Source organism: Verruconatronum alginivorum (assembly GCF_056590205.1).
This window is the reverse complement of the sequence record NZ_JBWPVQ010000001.1, coordinates 2,578,947-2,595,490: the sequence shown is the minus strand read 5'-3', so window position 1 is coordinate 2,595,490 and position 16,544 is coordinate 2,578,947. Positions and strand designations below refer to the sequence as shown.

Sequence of the window (16,544 nt, the reverse complement as noted above, 5' to 3'; positions counted from 1 at the left end):
CAACGAGAATACCCCCGGAAAAACCCCGAAACCTTGATCTAGATCAAGTTTTCGAGGGTCGGCGAAGTTTCACGGAAGGGCGGCGGATCGCATCGGTTCTTGAGCTGCATCAAAGCCAAATGTTCCGCTCCGTGACAGACTTCACCGGTGAAACCGGATTCTTCAACCATCCCTTGGTTCGCTCCTCTTGTGCGGAATTTGCACAGAAGAGGGCAAATGCTGCTGAGATCTCCTCACCCGCCTGTGCGAAACTTCACTCCCGGTCGAGAACGGCCGGCCACTGGAATTTAACATGACACCGATCTGCCATCCATCGCCTTCCGCCGCAACGTCCGCAGGCCCCGCCAACGCCGGGTTCGATCTCGCGTTGGCCCGCAAATACAGCAAGCCGGGCCCCCGCTACACCTCCTACCCGACCGCGCTCCAGTTCAGCGACGATTGCGACACCGGACTCCTGATCGAAGACATCCGTTCCGCCCGCGATTCCTCGGCTCCGCTCTCCATTTACTTCCACCTCCCCTTTTGCGAAACCAGTTGTTGGTTCTGCGGTTGCACCAAAGTGATCACCCGCGACCGCTCCGCCGCCGACCGCTACCTCGACTATCTGGAAAAGGAGATCGCCCTCACCCGCGATTTGCTCAACCCCGCCCGCGAGGTGGTCCAACTCCATTTCGGCGGCGGCACCCCGACCTTTCTCACTCCCGCCCAACTCCGCCGCCTCGGCGCGATGATCCATGGCGCCTTCCGTTTCGCCCCCGACGCCGAGTGCGGGGTCGAGATCGATCCCCGGCGCCTCAGCCGCGACCACATCGCCGCCCTCCGCGAAATCGGTTTCAACCGTGCCTCCCTCGGGGTCCAGGACAACGACCCGGTGGTGCAAAAGGCGATCAACCGGATCCAGCCGCCGGAACAAACCGAGGAGACCATCGACTGGTTGCGCGCCGAGGGTTTCACCTCGATCAACATCGACCTGATCTACGGCCTCCCCCACCAGACTCCCGAGTCGTTCGCCCGGACCCTCGACGATGTCCTCGGCTATGCCCCCGACCGGTTCGCCATCTTCAGCTACGCCCACGTTCCCTGGATCAAACCGGCCCAGAAAATTTTCGACAAACGGAACAACCTTCCCGATTCCGAAACGAAGCTGGCAATATTCAACCAGGTCACCGAACGTCTGACCGGCGCCGGCTACCGCTACATCGGCATGGACCACTTCGCCCTTGAGGAGGACCCGCTGTCGGTCGCCCAACGCGAAGGGACCTTGCATCGCAATTTCCAAGGTTACAGCACCATGTCGGGAGCCGACATCTACAGCTTCGGCATGTCGGCGATCTCCCAGACTCAAAACGTCTATCGGCAAAACGAGAAGGACCTGCCCGCCTACTTCGCCGCCCTCGACGCCGGCCGCCTCCCGGTCTCCAAGGGCTACGTTCTCACTCCCGACGACCAGATCCGGCGGGAAACCATTATGCGGTTGATGTGCGATCTGCGCCTCGAATACGCCCCGATGTCCCGTCGTCTCGGGCTCGATTTCACCAGCTATTTCGCCTCCGAGATCGCCGCCCTCGAACCATTCGAAGCCGACGGCCTCCTCGAACGGACTCCCGACGGCATCTACACTACCCCGACCGGACGCTTCTTTATCCGCAACATCGCGATGTGCTTCGACGCCTACCTCCAGCAAAAGGAGAGTCGTTTTTCCAAAACCGTTTAACCGATGCAATCGATCGCCGTTATTGGAGCAGGAGTCACCGGCCTCACCGCCGCCTTTATGCTGAAACAAAAGGGACACCGGGTCCGCGTCTTCGAACGCCAGGGGCGGGCTGGCGGAATGATCCGATCCGAACGCACCGACGGTTTCCTCGTCGAACAGGGTCCGCAGTCCCTCCTCGACAAAGGGCCGGCCCTCCAAACTTTCCTGAAAGACCTCGGCCTCGCCCGCAAACGGATCGAACCAAACCCCGCAGCCGCCAACCGCTACATCGTCAAGGGTGGCGAACTGAAACCGCTGCCCACCTCGCCGAGGACGTTTCTCACCAACAACCTTTTCTCGGTCCGCGGCAAACTCCGGTTGCTCATGGAGCCGTTGATTCCGTCGCAACAAGACGACGAGATCGAGGAATCGCTCGCCGAATTCGTCGAACGCCGCCTCGGCCGGGAGGTGCTGAATTACGCCGTCGATCCGTTCGTCTCCGGCATCTTCGCGGGCGACGCCGAGTACCTCTCCGCCCGCCATTCCTTTCCCGGACTGGTCAACATGGAACGCGAATACGGTTCCTTGTTTAAAGGCCGAATCCAACGGAAAAAAGAAGCCGCCGCCAAGCCTCGCCTTTTCTCCTTAAGCGACGGGGTCGGCGAGATCCCCGCCGCCCTCGCTGCCGCCCTCCGCGACGAACTCTCCCTCAACGCCCGGGTCGCCCAGGTCTCCTTTGGCAAACGCTGGCAGGTCGCCTGGGAGAACGAAGGCGACCGGATCATCGAAACCTTCGACCAAATTCTGGTCTGCACCCCCGCCCACAGCCTTCCGGCAATCAGCGGCGCCACGGGATCCGACATCGACGCCCGGCCGCTCGGCGAACTCCCTTACACCCCGGTCTCGGTACTCGCCCTCGGCTTCCGCCGTTCGCACGTCCTCCATCCACTCGACGGTTTCGGCGCGCTCGTCCCGAGTCACGAAAAACTCCCAATGCTCGGCATCGGTTTCGCCTCCTCCTTATTTTCCGACCGGGCTCCGAAGGATCACGCGCTCCTTTACGTCTATGTCGGCGGCGCCCGCCAACCCGCCTTGGCCGCCAAACCGACCGCCGAAATCCTCCGCTCGGTCGCGCCTCATCTCGAATCGCTCCTCGGCATCATCGGACGTCCCGTTTTCACCCGCCACACCTACCTGGAAAAGGGAATCCCGCAATACAACCTCGGACACGACCGCTTTCTCGCCTTTCTCAAGACGACTGAAGAAACGAACCCCGGCTTGTATTTTGCCGGCAACTACAGAAACGGTATCTCCGTTGGAGAGTGCATCTCCTCCGGCATCGAAGCCGCCACCCGGATCGGACAAATCCACGCCTGAATCCCGCCCGCGACAATTCCATGGACGAAGATATCTCAGATCCGATCAATCTCTTCCAGAGTTGGCTCCGCGACGCGGGCGAATGCGGCCTGCGCGAACCGGGAGCGATGGCCCTCGCGACCTGCTCCCCGGGCGGCAAACCTTCCGTCCGCATGCTTCTCCTGAAAGGGGTCGATTCGCGCGGGTTCGTTTTCTATACCAACCTCAACAGTCCGAAAGCGGCCGACCTCATCGCCAACCCGGTCGCCTCCCTCTGTTTTTACTGGATGCCCCTCGGCCGCCAGGTCCGGATCGAAGGCCGAGTGGAACCGGTGACCGACCGCGAGGCCGACGCCTACTTCGCGACCCGCCCCCGCCTCAGCCAACTCGGCGCCTGGGCCTCCCGCCAATCCTCTCCCCAGACCGGCGCTCTCGAGCTCGAACAAGAGGTCGCCAAAGTCGCCGCCCGGTTCGGTTTCGCGAAAATCCCCCGCCCTCCGTTCTGGTCCGGCTTCCGGCTTCTCCCCGAGTCGATCGAATTCTGGCGCGAGAAACCGTTCCGCCGCCACGACCGCACCGTGTATTCAAAAAACGGAGACGCATGGGCCTCCACCCGTCTCTTCCCCTGAGAACCGAACCTCTCTCCCGCCGCCATGCCATACCGTATTTGCAAAACCTTCACCATCGAAAGCGGACACCTCCTGTCGAAGAACCGCGACAATTGCCGCTTTCCGCACGGCCACTCGCGTACGGTGGAAGTCGTGTTGGAAGCCGACGAACTCGACGAAAACGACATGGTCTGCGACTTGAAACTGGTCAAGGAAACCCTCGCCACGGTGCTCGACCGGTTCGACCACGCCCTCTGCGTCAACACCGCCGACCCAAACTTCCCCGTCCTCAAGAGAACCTACGGAAACCGGGTCATCGAATTTCAACAGACCGATCCGACCAGCGAAGTGATGGTCAAAATCTTTTACGAACACCTGAAACGAACCCTCAAGACCTACGCCGCGACCCCCGAGAAACGTTATCCGTTCTCGGACCGCATCCGCATCGTCAAGGTCCGCCTCAGCGAAACCAAATCAAGCTGGGCCGAATACTACGCATAACCACCAAAAGAATACAGCAATGAAACTGAAACGTATCAACCTTTGGCCCCTCCTCCCCTTCGCCATCATCGCCCTCGCCCTCCTGGTCGCCCAATTCGTCCCGGAAGTCGCCGCGGCTTGTCAGGCTTTCGAATAGACAAACCGCCACGGTCGCCTCATCCGACGGCCGCCTCGATGCCGAGGGTTTCGACCATCAGGGTGAACATGTCGGTGTTCTTGTGAAACGCCTTGAGCTTCTCGCTACCCGGACCGAGCGCCGCCAATTCGACGTGATCCGAGGTGTGGCCGTTTCCGACCCAACCGATATCGGTGTGGTTCGCTAGAATTTGCCCCATGATCGCCGACGCACGATTCATCCGGCTGTAGGGTACCCGGTATTCCTCGCGGTAAAACTTTTTCAATAATTCGGCATCCTCCGCCGGGATTTCCAACCGGGTGGCTTCATGGGCCGCTTCGACGATCGCCTCCACCGAGCTCTCGGCGTCGAGTTGTGACAGCATCGCCCACTGGCTCGCCCGAAAATCGGCCAAAACACCGAAGTTACGCTCGCCGCCCTGCGATCCGGAACTCAAACCCGGATTGGCGTTCCCATGGTCGGTGGTGATAATCACCAACGTGTCGCCATGCGTCTCCGCGAACTCGACCGCCACCGCGACCGCATCATCAAAGGCGATCTGATCGTAGAGCAACGCCCCGATGTCGTTGGAGTGCGCGCCATGGTCGATCCGGGCGCCTTCGATCTGCACGACGAAACCTTCGGGCCGCCGGTTCAACTTTTCCAATCCGACCCGAGTCATCTCGGCCAGACTCGGCACGTTCTCCCTGGCACTCTCGTCGTTGAGCCGATCCAATTCAAACGGCATCGACTGGGCAGTGAAAAGGCCGAGCACCGGGTCGTCGGTTCCGCGGGTCGCCTCCAGTTCCTTCCGGTTCTCGACATAATCGTAGCCGATCTCCTTGAACTCGCCGACGAGGTCCCGGCCATCTTCCCGCCGATCGCTTTGGAAAAAGTGGCGCCCGCCCCCGAGCATCAGGTCGATCCGGCGGTCAAAATATTGTTCGGCGATCAACGGCTGCTCCCCGCGGGAATTGACATTTGCCGCGAATCCGGCCGGGGTCGCATGCGTGACCGGCGTGGTGGTGATCAAACCGGTCGCCTTCCCCGCATCCCTCGCCACCTCCAGGATCGTCCGATGGTGGGTGCCGTCGGGAGCAATATTGAGCGAACCGTTGTTCACCCGGTGCCCTCCGCCCCATGCCGCCGCGGCCGCGGCGGAATCAGTCACGATCGAGTTGGCCGAGGCGGTCTCCATCAAAGCCCGTTTGACCTTTTCCTCTTCATACAAACGGATCCAATGGGAAGGCCGTCCGTCCCGCCACCGGATGAATTGGTCAACGAAACTGAGCGTGCCACTACTCATCCCATCGCTGACCAGGAAAATAACGTTACGGGCTTTGCCGGAAGTCGCGACGGCGGACGGAGTGCCGCGGAGGAGACTGGCCCCTCCAATGAAAAACGAAGAAACGACTCCGGCTTGGAGGAACTTTCTGCGATTCATGCCGGAAGGCTAGCGGCGCATTTATGAGGGTCAAGGGTTTCCACCCCCCGGGTGATCCGCGCCCCTCAGAGGGCGCCAACAACCGGTATAATAAGTTCACGCGAACTAAAAAAAACGTAAAAAACGACGGAGCAGGGCTATTTCATCTGGCCGATGAACTTCCGGCGGTGGAGCGTCTGCCCTGTTGGAGTTCCGCCTAAAGCCGGTTTCTAGATCGAGGTGGGGACCGCCTGAAGGCGGGACTCCAACAAATCAACCAGATGAATCGCCCTGCGACGGGCACCTCACACCAATCCCGGTCTTGACCCGGTTTCGGTTCGTTGCGAGCCTTGCTCGATGTGCCAAACTCCCGCCCCAGGAGCCCGGCATCGACTCTTATTATGAAATCAACCTCGCTGCCTCAAGTCCTCTGCGTCTGCCTGACCCTTCTTCTAGGTCATGCCCTCCCCATCGTCGCCTCCCCCCTGGCCAGTGCCATCGGACAACCCGGCTGGACTCTCTCCACCGGCGGAAACGCCAACTGGACCGCCCAATCCTCCGTCGCTTTGTCCGGCGGACAAGCCGCCCGCAGTGGTCAAATCGGTCATAATCAGGAGAGCTGGATGGAAACCACCCTCCCCGGACCCGGCCTTTTGCGCTTTTGGTGGAAGGTTTCATCCGAACCCGGTTTCGACTTCCTCGGGTTTTACCTCGATGGAACCTTACAGGATCAAATCGGAGGCGAAGTAAATTGGACCCAACAGACTTACTTGCTGCCCAACAGCCAAAACGTCGTCCGCTGGCGCTATTTCAAAGATCCAAGCGTTTCCCAAGGGATGGACGCCGGATTCGTCGACGACGTGACCTACACCCAATTCGCCGGCCCCGGCAAAATCGAGGTCACCGATTCGATCGCCCCGGGCGACGATCTCCTCGTTCCCTTCGGGCAAACCAGTCTCGGCGTCACCCGCACCGAGACCATCCGGATCCGGAATACCGACCCCGACCACCCGTTGGTCATCACCCGAATCCAACTCCGTCCCACCGAAAACGGCACCTCCTCCTTCGCAACGGCGTCGCAGGAGACCAAGTCCACCGCGACCCACGCCGACGACGAACCCGTCGCCGCCTCGAGCGCCCCTCCACCTCCCGACCGCCCCGGCCGCCGCGACCCGGGCCCGGACTGGTCCCGCCCCCACCAGCCGTCCAGCATCATCGTCCGCTACAAAGAGGGAACCGCCATCCAAGCCCGCGCCTCTCTTCATCAGGCGCTCGGCGGGTCGGTCGCCCGACGGATGCAACGCCTTCCCCTCGAGGTCGTCGAACTCCCTCCCCAAGCCGATCCCCGCGCCATGGCCGCCGCCTATGCGAGGAACCCGGCAGTCGCCTACGCCGAACCAAATTACCGGATCCGCTTGAACCAGATCCCTAACGATCCTTCCTTTCCTTCCCAATGGAGCCTCCGCAACACCGGGCAATCGGGCGGACTCCCGGGGGCGGACATTTCCGCGCTGCAAGCATGGCAATACACGACTGGTAGCCCCGAAATCGTCGTGGCGATCATCGACAGCGGCGTCGATTACAACCACCCCGACCTCGCCGCCAACATGTGGGTCAATCCCAATCCAACGTTCAACGATATCCACGGAGCCCGATGGACCTCCGGCAACGGAAACGTCACCAGTGGAGATCCAATGGACGACCATGGGCACGGCACCCATGTCGCCGGCATCGTTGGAGCCGTCGCCAACAACGGCATCGGCATCGCCGGAGTCGCTCCAAACGTCAGACTCATGGCCCTTAAGTTTCTCGCCTCCAACGGCGAGGGCTACACCTCCGACGCCATCGCCGCCCTCGAATACGCGATCGATCAAGGTGCCCATATCACCAACAACTCCTGGGGAGGCGGCAGTCACTCCAACGCCCTGCGCGACATGATCGCGGCCGCCGCCGACGCCAACCAACTGTTCATCGCCGCCGCCGGCAACGACGGCACCAATAACGACACCACTCCCTCCTATCCCGCCTCCTACAACCTTCCCAACGTCATCTCGGTCGCCAACAGCACCCGCACCGACGCCCGCTCATCCCTCAGCAACTACGGAGCCTCCACCGTCCACCTGGCCGCCCCCGGAACCGCCATCCTCAGCACCCTCCGGGGCGGCGGCTACGGAACCATGTCCGGCACGTCGATGGCCGCCCCCCATGTCGCGGGAGTCGCCGCCCTCATTTTGTCGCTCACCCCGGACGCCGGTTTCGCCGAGGTCAAGGAGACCATCCTCGGGAGCGTCACCCCACTCCCGCACTGGACGTCACAGGTCATCAGCGGCGGCCGGCTCAACGCCGCCGAAGCCTTGCGCCACACTTTCGCCGATTTCCGCCTGACCGGATTGCCGGCCTTTCCTTTCACCCTTCCGGCCGGCCGTTCCCTCCTCATCGAGGTCGCCTACCAACCGATCACCGCCGCCTTCCACGAAGCAATCGTCGCCATCGAAAGCCTTGACCCGAACCAGGCGGAAACCTTCGTCCATTTGACCGGCACCGCCGTGGCCGACGACCTGGAGGTGGTGGAGGAAGCCGGAATGAGTTTTGAAGGACTCACGGGCGGACCTTTCCTTCCCGCGTCGATCACCTACACGTTGCGAAACAACGGAGCCCAAACAATCTCGTGGGCCGCGTCAACCACCGCCGCATGGCTCTCCGTTTCCCCGCCTTCCGGCTCTTTGTCCCCCGGAGCGGAAACCGCCGTCTCGATAGCCGTCAACTCCGCCGCCGACACCCTCTCCGAGGGCTTGCACGAGAAAGCCGTCGTCTTCGCCAACCCGACCACCGGCTTCTCCGCGGAGCGTCGCGCCTCGTTGCAAGTGCTGCCGGTCCCGGGACAACTGGTCATCACCGACTCCATCTCGCCCTCCGACGACGGGTGGCTCCCCTTCCCCCAGACCACCCCGGGAGAGGGCCTCGAAGAATATGTCACTCTTCACAACATCGATGCGTCGAACGCGATCCGAATAACAGACGTCACCCTCCTCGGCACGTATCGGGAAGACTTCACCGCCGCGGCCCCGCTCCACTGGCACGAACTCCCGCTCGACGGCTGGAGTATCGCCAACAATCGCTACCGGGCCACGAAACCCGGATTTTCCGGCTTCCTGCAAGCCACCTACACCGGAGAAGTCTGGGCCAACGGAGTCTTCGAAACCAGAGTCGGACGCCAAGGTTCGAGTTTCCCGTCCGCCATCCTTCTTCTTCGCGCCTCCCCCGACTTCGATCTCAACCGGGAGGAAGGAAGCGCGATCCTCCTCGGTGTCGCGGGGGACGGGTATTATTTTGTCGCCCGTTACTTCGACGGACTTTTCAGCTGGATCCAACCTTGGACCGAAGCAAACGCCCTTCTCACCGGGAGCAACGCGAACAACATCGTGACGGTCAATCTCAACCACGACCACCTCCACCTCTTCACCAACGACCAATTGATCTGGTCCGGGGTCATCCCCGGCCCCTTCCGCGCCGGCCGTGTCGGCCTGGCCGGCCACACCACCCCGGCCTACCCGACCACTCACTTTTTCGACTACATCGACATCCGCGAACCGATCGCGACCGGCCTTCTCGCAGTCGACCCCTGCCAAAGCTGGCACAACGCCCATCCGGTTTCGACCGAGATTCTCAGCCCGGACCGATCCTCCTCCAAAAGCGAGAAGCCACCCGCCGAAAAACCGGTATCAGACGACCCTGTCATCACGTATTCGGACATTCGCGACAGACAGGAAACGTTCCGCCTCCCGAGCTCGCTCTCCCTTCCGTTCACGATCCCCGCAGGCGGCGAACACATCCTGCCCATCCGATTCAATCCCGACGGAGAAACAGCTGCCTCCCGGATTCTGCGAATCAACAGCAACGATCCCACTCAACCGGTGACCGATCTCCAGCTCTCCGGATCTTCGCTCCTGGATGATTTGATCGTTTCACCCCTGGGAACGGTTTCAGCCGCCGGACCGATCGGCGGCCCCTTCCCTCCGGTTAGCGCGCCACCGCTCCTTCACAACACGGGAACTACCTCCCTCTCTTGGACAATAGGAACCCTTCCGGCGTGGATCACCGTGACCCCCCCTTCCGGCACCTTGCTTCCGGGCGCCTACGCCGCGATCGAGTTGACCATCAACTCCGCCGCCGACCTCCTCCCCCAAGGAAACCACTCCGACGTGATCCAAGTCGTGAATACCAACACCGGCTTCGCCCGAAACATCCCCATCACCCTTGAAGTCCGCCCCACCCTTTGCCAAGCCGTAAAGGCTTGCGGTCTCACCTGGACCACGGGCGGCAGCCAGCCGTGGTTCGGACAATACAAAACCACCTTCCGAAGTTCCTCCGCCGCCCAAAGCGGATTGATCGGCAACAACCAATCGAGTTGGATCGCGACTTCCGTCCAAGGCCCCGGCCGAATCGAATTCTGGTGGAAAGTGTCCTCGGAGTTGCACTACGATTTCCTCACCTTCCAGATCAACGGCGCCACCCACTCCGAAATCTCCGGTGAAGTCGATTGGCACAAGATTGTAGCCGAGGTGCCGGAGGGAACGCATGCGTTCCGCTGGGAGTTCGAAAAGGACGTCACCATCGCCGCCGGCGCCGACGCCGGATGGCTCGACGAAGTCACTTGGACGCCAATTCCTTCCCGTCGGGAAATCGCCCTGGCCGCGGAAACCGTCGGTTTCGGCGTCGTCAATGTGGGGGAAACCGCCCTCCGCTCTCTCCGCATCAACAACCCGGGAAATTCAACCCTGACCATTCAAGGGATCTCCCTGCCGGACGGCTACGCCGCCAACTGGACCCAACACACCATCGCCCCAGGCTCCTACCGCGATCTGGAAATCACCTTCGCTCCAGCAACACCCGGAGAATATCCCGGCACCCTCACCTTTACCACCGATGCCACCCACGGTCCTAATGAAGTGGCGATCACCGGCACCGCCATGCCCGTCGGCCAACCGTTCGAACTGGCCAACGAACAAATCCTCCCCGGCCTCGCCGCTTCCGCCGGAGAAAAGATCCGCTTCCTCATCGACGTTCCACCTGGCCGCGAATTTCTCGAAGTCCGGATCTTCGGCGGTGCCGGCGACGCCGACCTCTACGTCCGGCACGCCTCCCCCCCTTCCCTCACCCTCTGGGACTACGCCCCCCTGCTGGTCGGCAATAAGGAAACCGTCCGGATCGACAATCCAGCTGAAGGCCCGTGGCATTTCCTGGTGCATGCCTTCGCCGATTTCTCCAATCTCTCGATCACCGCCCGTTATCCGACCCTCCACCTTTCCGGCTGGGCCGACTGGATCGGGCTCCCCCAAAATCAGCAAGGACTCCTCGACCGCCATGGTCCGCTCAATCTTACCACTCTCCATGGCTACGCCTTTGGACGCGACCCCCGCCAGTTGACCGCCGCCGATCTTCCCCGCATTGAAACAACGGAAGGCATGAGCGACCGAGTGCGCCTGGTCTACCGACTTCAAACCGCCGCACCCGAAATATCGGTGACGCTCGAATCCACCGCCGACCTCGAAACCTGGACCCTCGCCACCCCGGTTGAAACCAATGTCCTCGACGACAATCGCGGCGTGGAAACCCGCGAAGCCATTTTCGACGCCGCACATAACACCTCCCTCTTCCTCCGCGCTCGTATCCACTACGAAACGACAACTGAATAAAACAACGGAAGGACCGATCCCCGCCGTAGTCGGGTTGGCTCCGCCGCCCGACAGCAGCGGCCGAAGACGGTGACCAAAAGTGCGATGTCACGCGTCGCCGACGAGATCGGATCGCTTCTCGGGCAGCAAAACCAACCCCACTACGGGCTTCTGTGATTAGACTATGCGGTTTGCGGTGCCAAATCGGAGGGTTGGCTTCCAGCCGACCTTCTCCTGAGACCGACGCCGACGGCGGACGGCAGGATGCCATTCCTCCCAGTGGCGGAGAACCCCTTGGGCTGTTCTAATCAACTTCATTGCCGTAATCGGGTTGGCTCCGCCGCCCGACGACAGTTCGATGTCACGCGGTCGCCGACGAGAACGGTCGCCTTTTCCCGTTTCGTGCACCGAACGGTGGGCGGCAAAGCCAACCCCACTCCGTTGAACGGCTTCTCACGATCTCCTTTACCTCGGAAAAAATCCGAGCGTTCGCAATTGCTCCTCCAACACCGGAACATCGCTCCGGTTGACCGCAATCCGCCAGCCTTCAACCTTCAACGCCAATTTCCGCAATACCGGATCGCGGGCAAATGCGTTCCGCACTTCCACATTTTCCGGCACCCGGAAAACCACCCAGCCGGTTTCTTGGGCCAAGGCCGGCTCTTCCTTCTCCAAATCCTGGAGAAAATTTTCCCACGTCGGCGGAAACTCTTCCGGCAACCGCTGACGGAACTGCCGGACGTGCTGCGCCACTTCCTTCGTCGTGGCACATCCTTTCAAAAAACTCGTCCGGGTCATCTTATACAAACCCGGCCCCACCGGCACCATATATTCCCGCAAGATCCCATCCGTCACCGGATCGATCCGCTCCCCATACACATGCAACCGGTCCGGGGCGAATTCGAGTTTGGTCCCGCTCGTCTCCAACTCGGGAAGATCGAGTTGCTCGGTCTGTCCGAACGCATACGCACCGAGGGCCGTCAGACGCAATGCCTTCACTCCCTCGAACGGCGATAGATACAAGTTGTTCCCCGCGTGGAAACGCTCGTTTCTCGGCTCGGTATAGGCGACCTCCACCAACCCCAACGCGGCGAGACCGAGCGCCAAACCGCTGAAGAGCGGCCACGTCACGGCCTCGGCCATGTTATCCCGGTCAATATAGAGCCGTTTTTTGTAGTAAAAATTGTTCCTCTGATGATCCTCGGCCTGAAACTGGAACGAATAGTAATTGAAAAAACAGCCGGTCTGCTCCCGATATCGGCAATAGACCACCACCTGCCGCTTCGTCACCCATTGATCCTTTGGCACCTCCCCGAAGATCGCGAGAAACCCGTCCAACACCTCCTCGCTGCACTCGGGCTCCGCGTAGGCGTGCTCGGGGCGAAGATGGGGCAGCAGTTTTTGCAGCACCCACGCGGGAGCCCCGCCCAACGCCTCGACGATCCCCCGCAGAAAGGTCCCCGGATCGATTTTGGCGTCCGCCAGCAGTTCCTTGCTCGAGTCCGGCAAAACTTCATCGATGAAATCGACCAAAAACTGATGACGGAAAAACGGGAATTTCGGCGAGTAGGTGACGTCCGGATACAGTTCCCCGCCCCCGGTCAGCCCGGCGAGCTTCTTCAAGACCGCCCGGGCGACCGCTCCATTCGTATTCCGGGTCAACGCTCCCCGCCGCAGCATCTCGGCCACGATCACGCAATCCTGCAGGGCATGGGCCGAGCAATCGAAGACTCGCCATTTCTCCTTCTGCGCCTCCGGCGGGAATCCCCGACCAACCAGATAGTAACCTTCCGGCTTGGGAAAATAAGCCCCGAGCCAAGCCCGCACCGCCGGCGGCACCGCGACCCAAAATTCCGACCGATCAACCTCCCGCGAGTAGTATTGGTATCCCGCGGGCCAAAGAACCAGCAGTTCAAGGCCTTTCTGCAGAAGAAACGGCGGCTCATAGCTGTAGCTTCTGGATTTCTCCCATTTCGGATTGGAGTACGCGATTCCCCAGTCCACCCGATCTTCAAGCTGCGTGAGAGAAATCTTGTCCTCCCAAATAAGGACTTCCAACACCTGCCTCAACAGAGTCGGCAAACGCTCGATGAAGAGCGACATCCGATCCGGAGAATCCACCAATTCAATAAGCGTTTGCACGAGAACCCCCTTCGCCGGGATCCGGCCACCCGGGTCGATGCCGAGCGCGGTGGCGGCCGCCGGATAGACGGATGCGAGAGCGGACTTATGGTAAAAGCTCACGAACAACTCCCGCAACGGATCATTGACGTTCTTCGGAAGCTCTCTTGAAAATTCCATCGGTTACCTCCAACTCCTTTCGTTTCGCTTCCTCACGCTGTGTTGAACAACGAGTCGATGTCCGACTCGGTCAATTGTTTCAGCGCGGAACTGTCGGTGGTGACGATCTGGTCGACCAACTCCTTCTTTTGCGATTGCAACTTCTGAATCTTCTCCTCAATCGTCCCCCGGGTAATCAGCCGGTAGGTGAAAACCGTATTCTGTTGGCCGATACGATGGGCCCGGTCGACCGCCTGCGATTCGGCCGAGGTGTTCCACCACGGATCGAGAATGAAAACGGAATCGGCGGCGGTCAGATTCAACCCGACCCCGCCCGTCTTCAGGGTCATCACGAAAACCAGAATCCGCGGATCCTTTTGAAACCGCTCCACCAGACTCTGACGATCGTGGGTCGCTCCGGTCATGGTGAGGTGACCGATCCCCCGCTCGCCCAGCGCTTCGCTCACTTGCTCGACCCCGGCCAAAAAGTTAGTGAAGACCAAACACTTGTGCCCATTGGCGATCGCCTCGTCGACCGCTTCCAATAAACGTTCCGTTTTCGCCGAGGCGATCCGTCCGTCGGTCTTCGCTTCGGGGATGGTCGCGATCTGACGCAACTCCAGCAGCGCTTCCAAAATCGCGAATTGGCTCTTGGCCAACCCGTGCCGGTCGATCTCCCCGCGAATCACTTCCTGGTAAAACCGGCGCCGCGTTTCGTAATGGGCTTTCTGCTCGTCGTTCATGTCGACGTAAAGCACCTGTTCCACCTTCGGCGGCAATTCCTTCAACACCTCCGATTTCAACCGCCGCAGGATGAACGGATAGATCTTCCGCCTCAATTCCTCCGCCGCCTCCGGGTCACGCTGCTTCTGGATCGGCTGACCGTAGTCGCGGTCGAACTCCGCCCGCGAAGCGAACATCGCTGGGTTCAAGAATCGAAAAAGTGAATACAATTCGCCGAGGTTGTTCTCGATCGGCGTTCCCGAAAGCGCCAAACGAAACTCCGCCTTCAAGGTGTAAACCGCCTGGGTCGTCTGGGTCTGCCTGTTCTTGATGTTCTGGGACTCATCGAGAACCACCGCATGAAACTCCTCGGCGGAGATCGCCTCCACGTCCGACCGGAGGGTGCCGTAGGTGGTTAAAATGACCGAATGCTCCCGCGCCTTGGCCCAATCCCGCTCCGGACCGTAATGCTGGCAAAACACTAAATCGGGGGCGAATTTTTCCAGTTCGGCGGTCCAGTTGAAAAGCAAACTCCGGGGCATCACGAAGAGGCTCGGCTTTTTCACCTTCGGATAGATCCGACTGAAGAGAGCGATCGCCTGCACCGTCTTCCCCAAACCCATGTCGTCGGCCAGGCAACCTCCGAGGCGGTGGGCGTGGAGATAATCGAGCCAGCGCAAACCGTAGGTTTGATACGGCCGGAGGTCGCCTTTGAACCGCGGCGTCGGCACCTTCCGTTCGTCCAAGGTGTTGATTCCCCGGAAGACATCGCGCGACTTCACCAACGGCGCGGAGACGGCCGCGTCGTCGATCAAATCGTCGATCATCGGGAGGTCGAAAAACGAAGCCCGGACCACCCCTTGTTTCTTCTTTTTGAAGAGACGGTTCAACCGCGCCATGTAGTTGCCGTCGACCACCGCCTGGTTTCCGTCGGACAGCTGAATGTAGGCGTTTTTCTTGAATTGGGCGATCGCGTCGAGAAGCGAAATCCGCTCGCCTTCGATCTCCAGCGTAGCGTCGCCTTCGAGGAAATCGATCCCGCTGCTCAGGTTGAGATGCAACTTCGGTTTGGCATGGACGATCTTGTAGCGGCGCAGCTTCTCCGCCCCGAAAATCGCGAAACGAGCAGCGTAATTCGCCAACACGCTGCCGAGAAATTCGCGGGCTAAATCCGCCCCTAGCGTGATCGTCTCAGTCTCTTCGTCGATGTCGAAAAAACCCCGGTCGGTCTTCACCTTTCGATTCAACCGACGGATCTCCTTCAACAGTTCCTCCCGCGCCGCATGGGCTCCGGCGTATTCGACGTCGCCGATTTGAAACGCCCGGCCCGAAGGATCGATCTTCACCATCCGGGAGATATCATAATCGCGCAGAAATCCGGCGGGAAGGCCGGGCACGGTGTAAGTCGCTTCCAACAACAGGTTGTCGTCCCGGTCGACTTCACGGAAAATCAAGGCCGGCTTCGCCTCCTCCGCCTCCCCCTCGTCCGCCGCGAATCCTTCGATCTCGACCGAGGCCAACGGGAAATTGGAGGCGAACAGGGTCAGGAACAACGCCAACTGCGACAGCGGGACCCGGTCATTGAAAAGTCCGGCCGCCGCGTAAGCCGGACCGATCGGCTCGATCCGGTAAAGCCGTCCGCCATCGAGCAAGGCCTCCCCCGAAACCGGCGTTGGCGCGTCGAGTTCGATTCGGTCGCCGTCGGGAGCATGCAGCGTCAGTCTCGTCCGAAAAACCTTCTCCTCTTCCTCCGGCGTCGCCCGGAGTCCGGCCCGCATCACCCCCGGAATACGCTCGATCGGCCGCATCTCCCCGTCGACCAAGCCGGACGATCGCCAGAGAAAGGGGATCAACCCCGGATGGGCGGCCAAGTCGACTCCTTCTTCAATCTCCCCGTCATCTCCCCAAGCGAAAGCCTCTTCCCCAAACTCCCGGGCTTGATTCCAGGCTTTGATCAACGACCGCACCGTGCCCGAATAGGGCAAGTGATCCGGAAAAACCGCTTTCCCGGCGGAATCAACCAACCGAAGCAGAACCCGCGAAGGGGGCTCGACCACCAATTGGGGAACGACTTCGGCCGCCGCCCGGGTCTGACTGGAGAAATCCCGGCGCGGTCGCTTCAACAACTCGAAAATCCGGGCCTCCATCGGTCAGGTCTTTCCCTCGGCAA

General features: G+C 60.8%; 9 protein-coding genes. 5 read left to right on the top strand and 4 right to left on the bottom strand.

Annotation, left to right across the window (positions count from 1 at the left end; translation table 11 throughout):
• Nucleotides 1-38: 38 nt before the first annotated feature.
• A complete protein-coding gene (locus ACWUI2_RS09200; protein WP_486982560.1) occupies nucleotides 39-170 on the bottom strand; it encodes a hypothetical protein in 132 nt (43 codons plus the stop codon).
• 122 nt (nucleotides 171-292) lie between these two features.
• On the opposite strand from ACWUI2_RS09200, the gene hemN reads away from it, so the two are divergent.
• The 4 genes from hemN to ACWUI2_RS09180 are packed head-to-tail and all read left to right on the top strand — an operon-like array spanning nucleotide 293 to nucleotide 4,158.
• Nucleotides 293-1,714: an oxygen-independent coproporphyrinogen III oxidase gene (gene hemN, locus ACWUI2_RS09195; RefSeq protein WP_486982559.1), complete on the top strand. Its 1,422-nt coding sequence runs from the start codon at nucleotides 293-295 to the stop codon at nucleotides 1,712-1,714.
• Between the two features lie 3 nt (nucleotides 1,715-1,717).
• Nucleotides 1,718-3,070 carry a protoporphyrinogen oxidase gene (gene hemG, locus ACWUI2_RS09190; protein ID WP_486982558.1) on the top strand — a complete coding sequence of 451 codons (1,353 nt, stop codon included), beginning with the start codon at nucleotides 1,718-1,720 and terminating at the stop codon, nucleotides 3,068-3,070.
• 20 nt (nucleotides 3,071-3,090) lie between these two features.
• On the top strand, nucleotides 3,091-3,678 hold the full coding sequence (pdxH, locus tag ACWUI2_RS09185) for a pyridoxamine 5'-phosphate oxidase (RefSeq protein WP_486982557.1): 588 nt from the start codon (nucleotides 3,091-3,093) through the stop codon (nucleotides 3,676-3,678).
• 24 nt (nucleotides 3,679-3,702) lie between these two features.
• Complete coding sequence (locus ACWUI2_RS09180) at nucleotides 3,703-4,158, top strand: 6-pyruvoyl trahydropterin synthase family protein (protein WP_486982556.1); 456 nt, start codon at nucleotides 3,703-3,705, stop codon at nucleotides 4,156-4,158.
• A 155-nt stretch (nucleotides 4,159-4,313) separates the two neighbouring features.
• Here ACWUI2_RS09180 and ACWUI2_RS09175 read toward each other — a convergent pair whose 3' ends face one another.
• The gene (locus ACWUI2_RS09175) at nucleotides 4,314-5,717 is read right to left on the bottom strand and encodes an alkaline phosphatase (protein ID WP_486982555.1); all 1,404 of its coding nucleotides are present in this window, start codon (nucleotides 5,715-5,717) and stop codon (nucleotides 4,314-4,316) included.
• Between the two features lie 380 nt (nucleotides 5,718-6,097).
• Here ACWUI2_RS09175 and ACWUI2_RS09170 point away from each other — a divergent pair, with 380 nt between their 5' ends.
• On the top strand, nucleotides 6,098-11,392 hold the full coding sequence (locus tag ACWUI2_RS09170; protein WP_486982554.1) for a S8 family serine peptidase: 5,295 nt from the start codon (nucleotides 6,098-6,100) through the stop codon (nucleotides 11,390-11,392).
• Between the two features lie 444 nt (nucleotides 11,393-11,836).
• On the opposite strand, the gene ACWUI2_RS09165 is transcribed toward ACWUI2_RS09170, so the two are convergent.
• On the bottom strand, nucleotides 11,837-13,672 hold the full coding sequence (locus ACWUI2_RS09165) for a hypothetical protein (protein ID WP_486982553.1): 1,836 nt from the start codon (nucleotides 13,670-13,672) through the stop codon (nucleotides 11,837-11,839).
• Nucleotides 13,673-13,704: 32 nt separating this feature from the next.
• Complete coding sequence (locus ACWUI2_RS09160; RefSeq protein WP_486982552.1) at nucleotides 13,705-16,521, bottom strand: DEAD/DEAH box helicase; 2,817 nt, start codon at nucleotides 16,519-16,521, stop codon at nucleotides 13,705-13,707.
• Between the last annotated feature and the right edge of the window lie 23 nt (nucleotides 16,522-16,544).

Bases quoted from the DNA above. Each gene is read 5' to 3' on its own strand.
- ACWUI2_RS09200 (WP_486982560.1), bottom strand. From the start codon at position 170: ATGGTTGAAGAATCCGGTTTCACCGGTGAAGTCTGTCACGGAGCGGAA.
- hemN (WP_486982559.1), top strand. From the start codon at position 293: ATGACACCGATCTGCCATCCATCGCCTTCCGCCGCAACGTCCGCAGGC.
- hemG (WP_486982558.1), top strand. From the start codon at position 1,718: ATGCAATCGATCGCCGTTATTGGAGCAGGAGTCACCGGCCTCACCGCC.
- pdxH (WP_486982557.1), top strand. From the start codon at position 3,091: ATGGACGAAGATATCTCAGATCCGATCAATCTCTTCCAGAGTTGGCTC.
- ACWUI2_RS09180 (WP_486982556.1), top strand. From the start codon at position 3,703: ATGCCATACCGTATTTGCAAAACCTTCACCATCGAAAGCGGACACCTC.
- ACWUI2_RS09175 (WP_486982555.1), bottom strand. From the start codon at position 5,717: ATGAATCGCAGAAAGTTCCTCCAAGCCGGAGTCGTTTCTTCGTTTTTC.
- ACWUI2_RS09170 (WP_486982554.1), top strand. From the start codon at position 6,098: ATGAAATCAACCTCGCTGCCTCAAGTCCTCTGCGTCTGCCTGACCCTT.
- ACWUI2_RS09165 (WP_486982553.1), bottom strand. From the start codon at position 13,672: ATGGAATTTTCAAGAGAGCTTCCGAAGAACGTCAATGATCCGTTGCGG.
- ACWUI2_RS09160 (WP_486982552.1), bottom strand. From the start codon at position 16,521: ATGGAGGCCCGGATTTTCGAGTTGTTGAAGCGACCGCGCCGGGATTTC.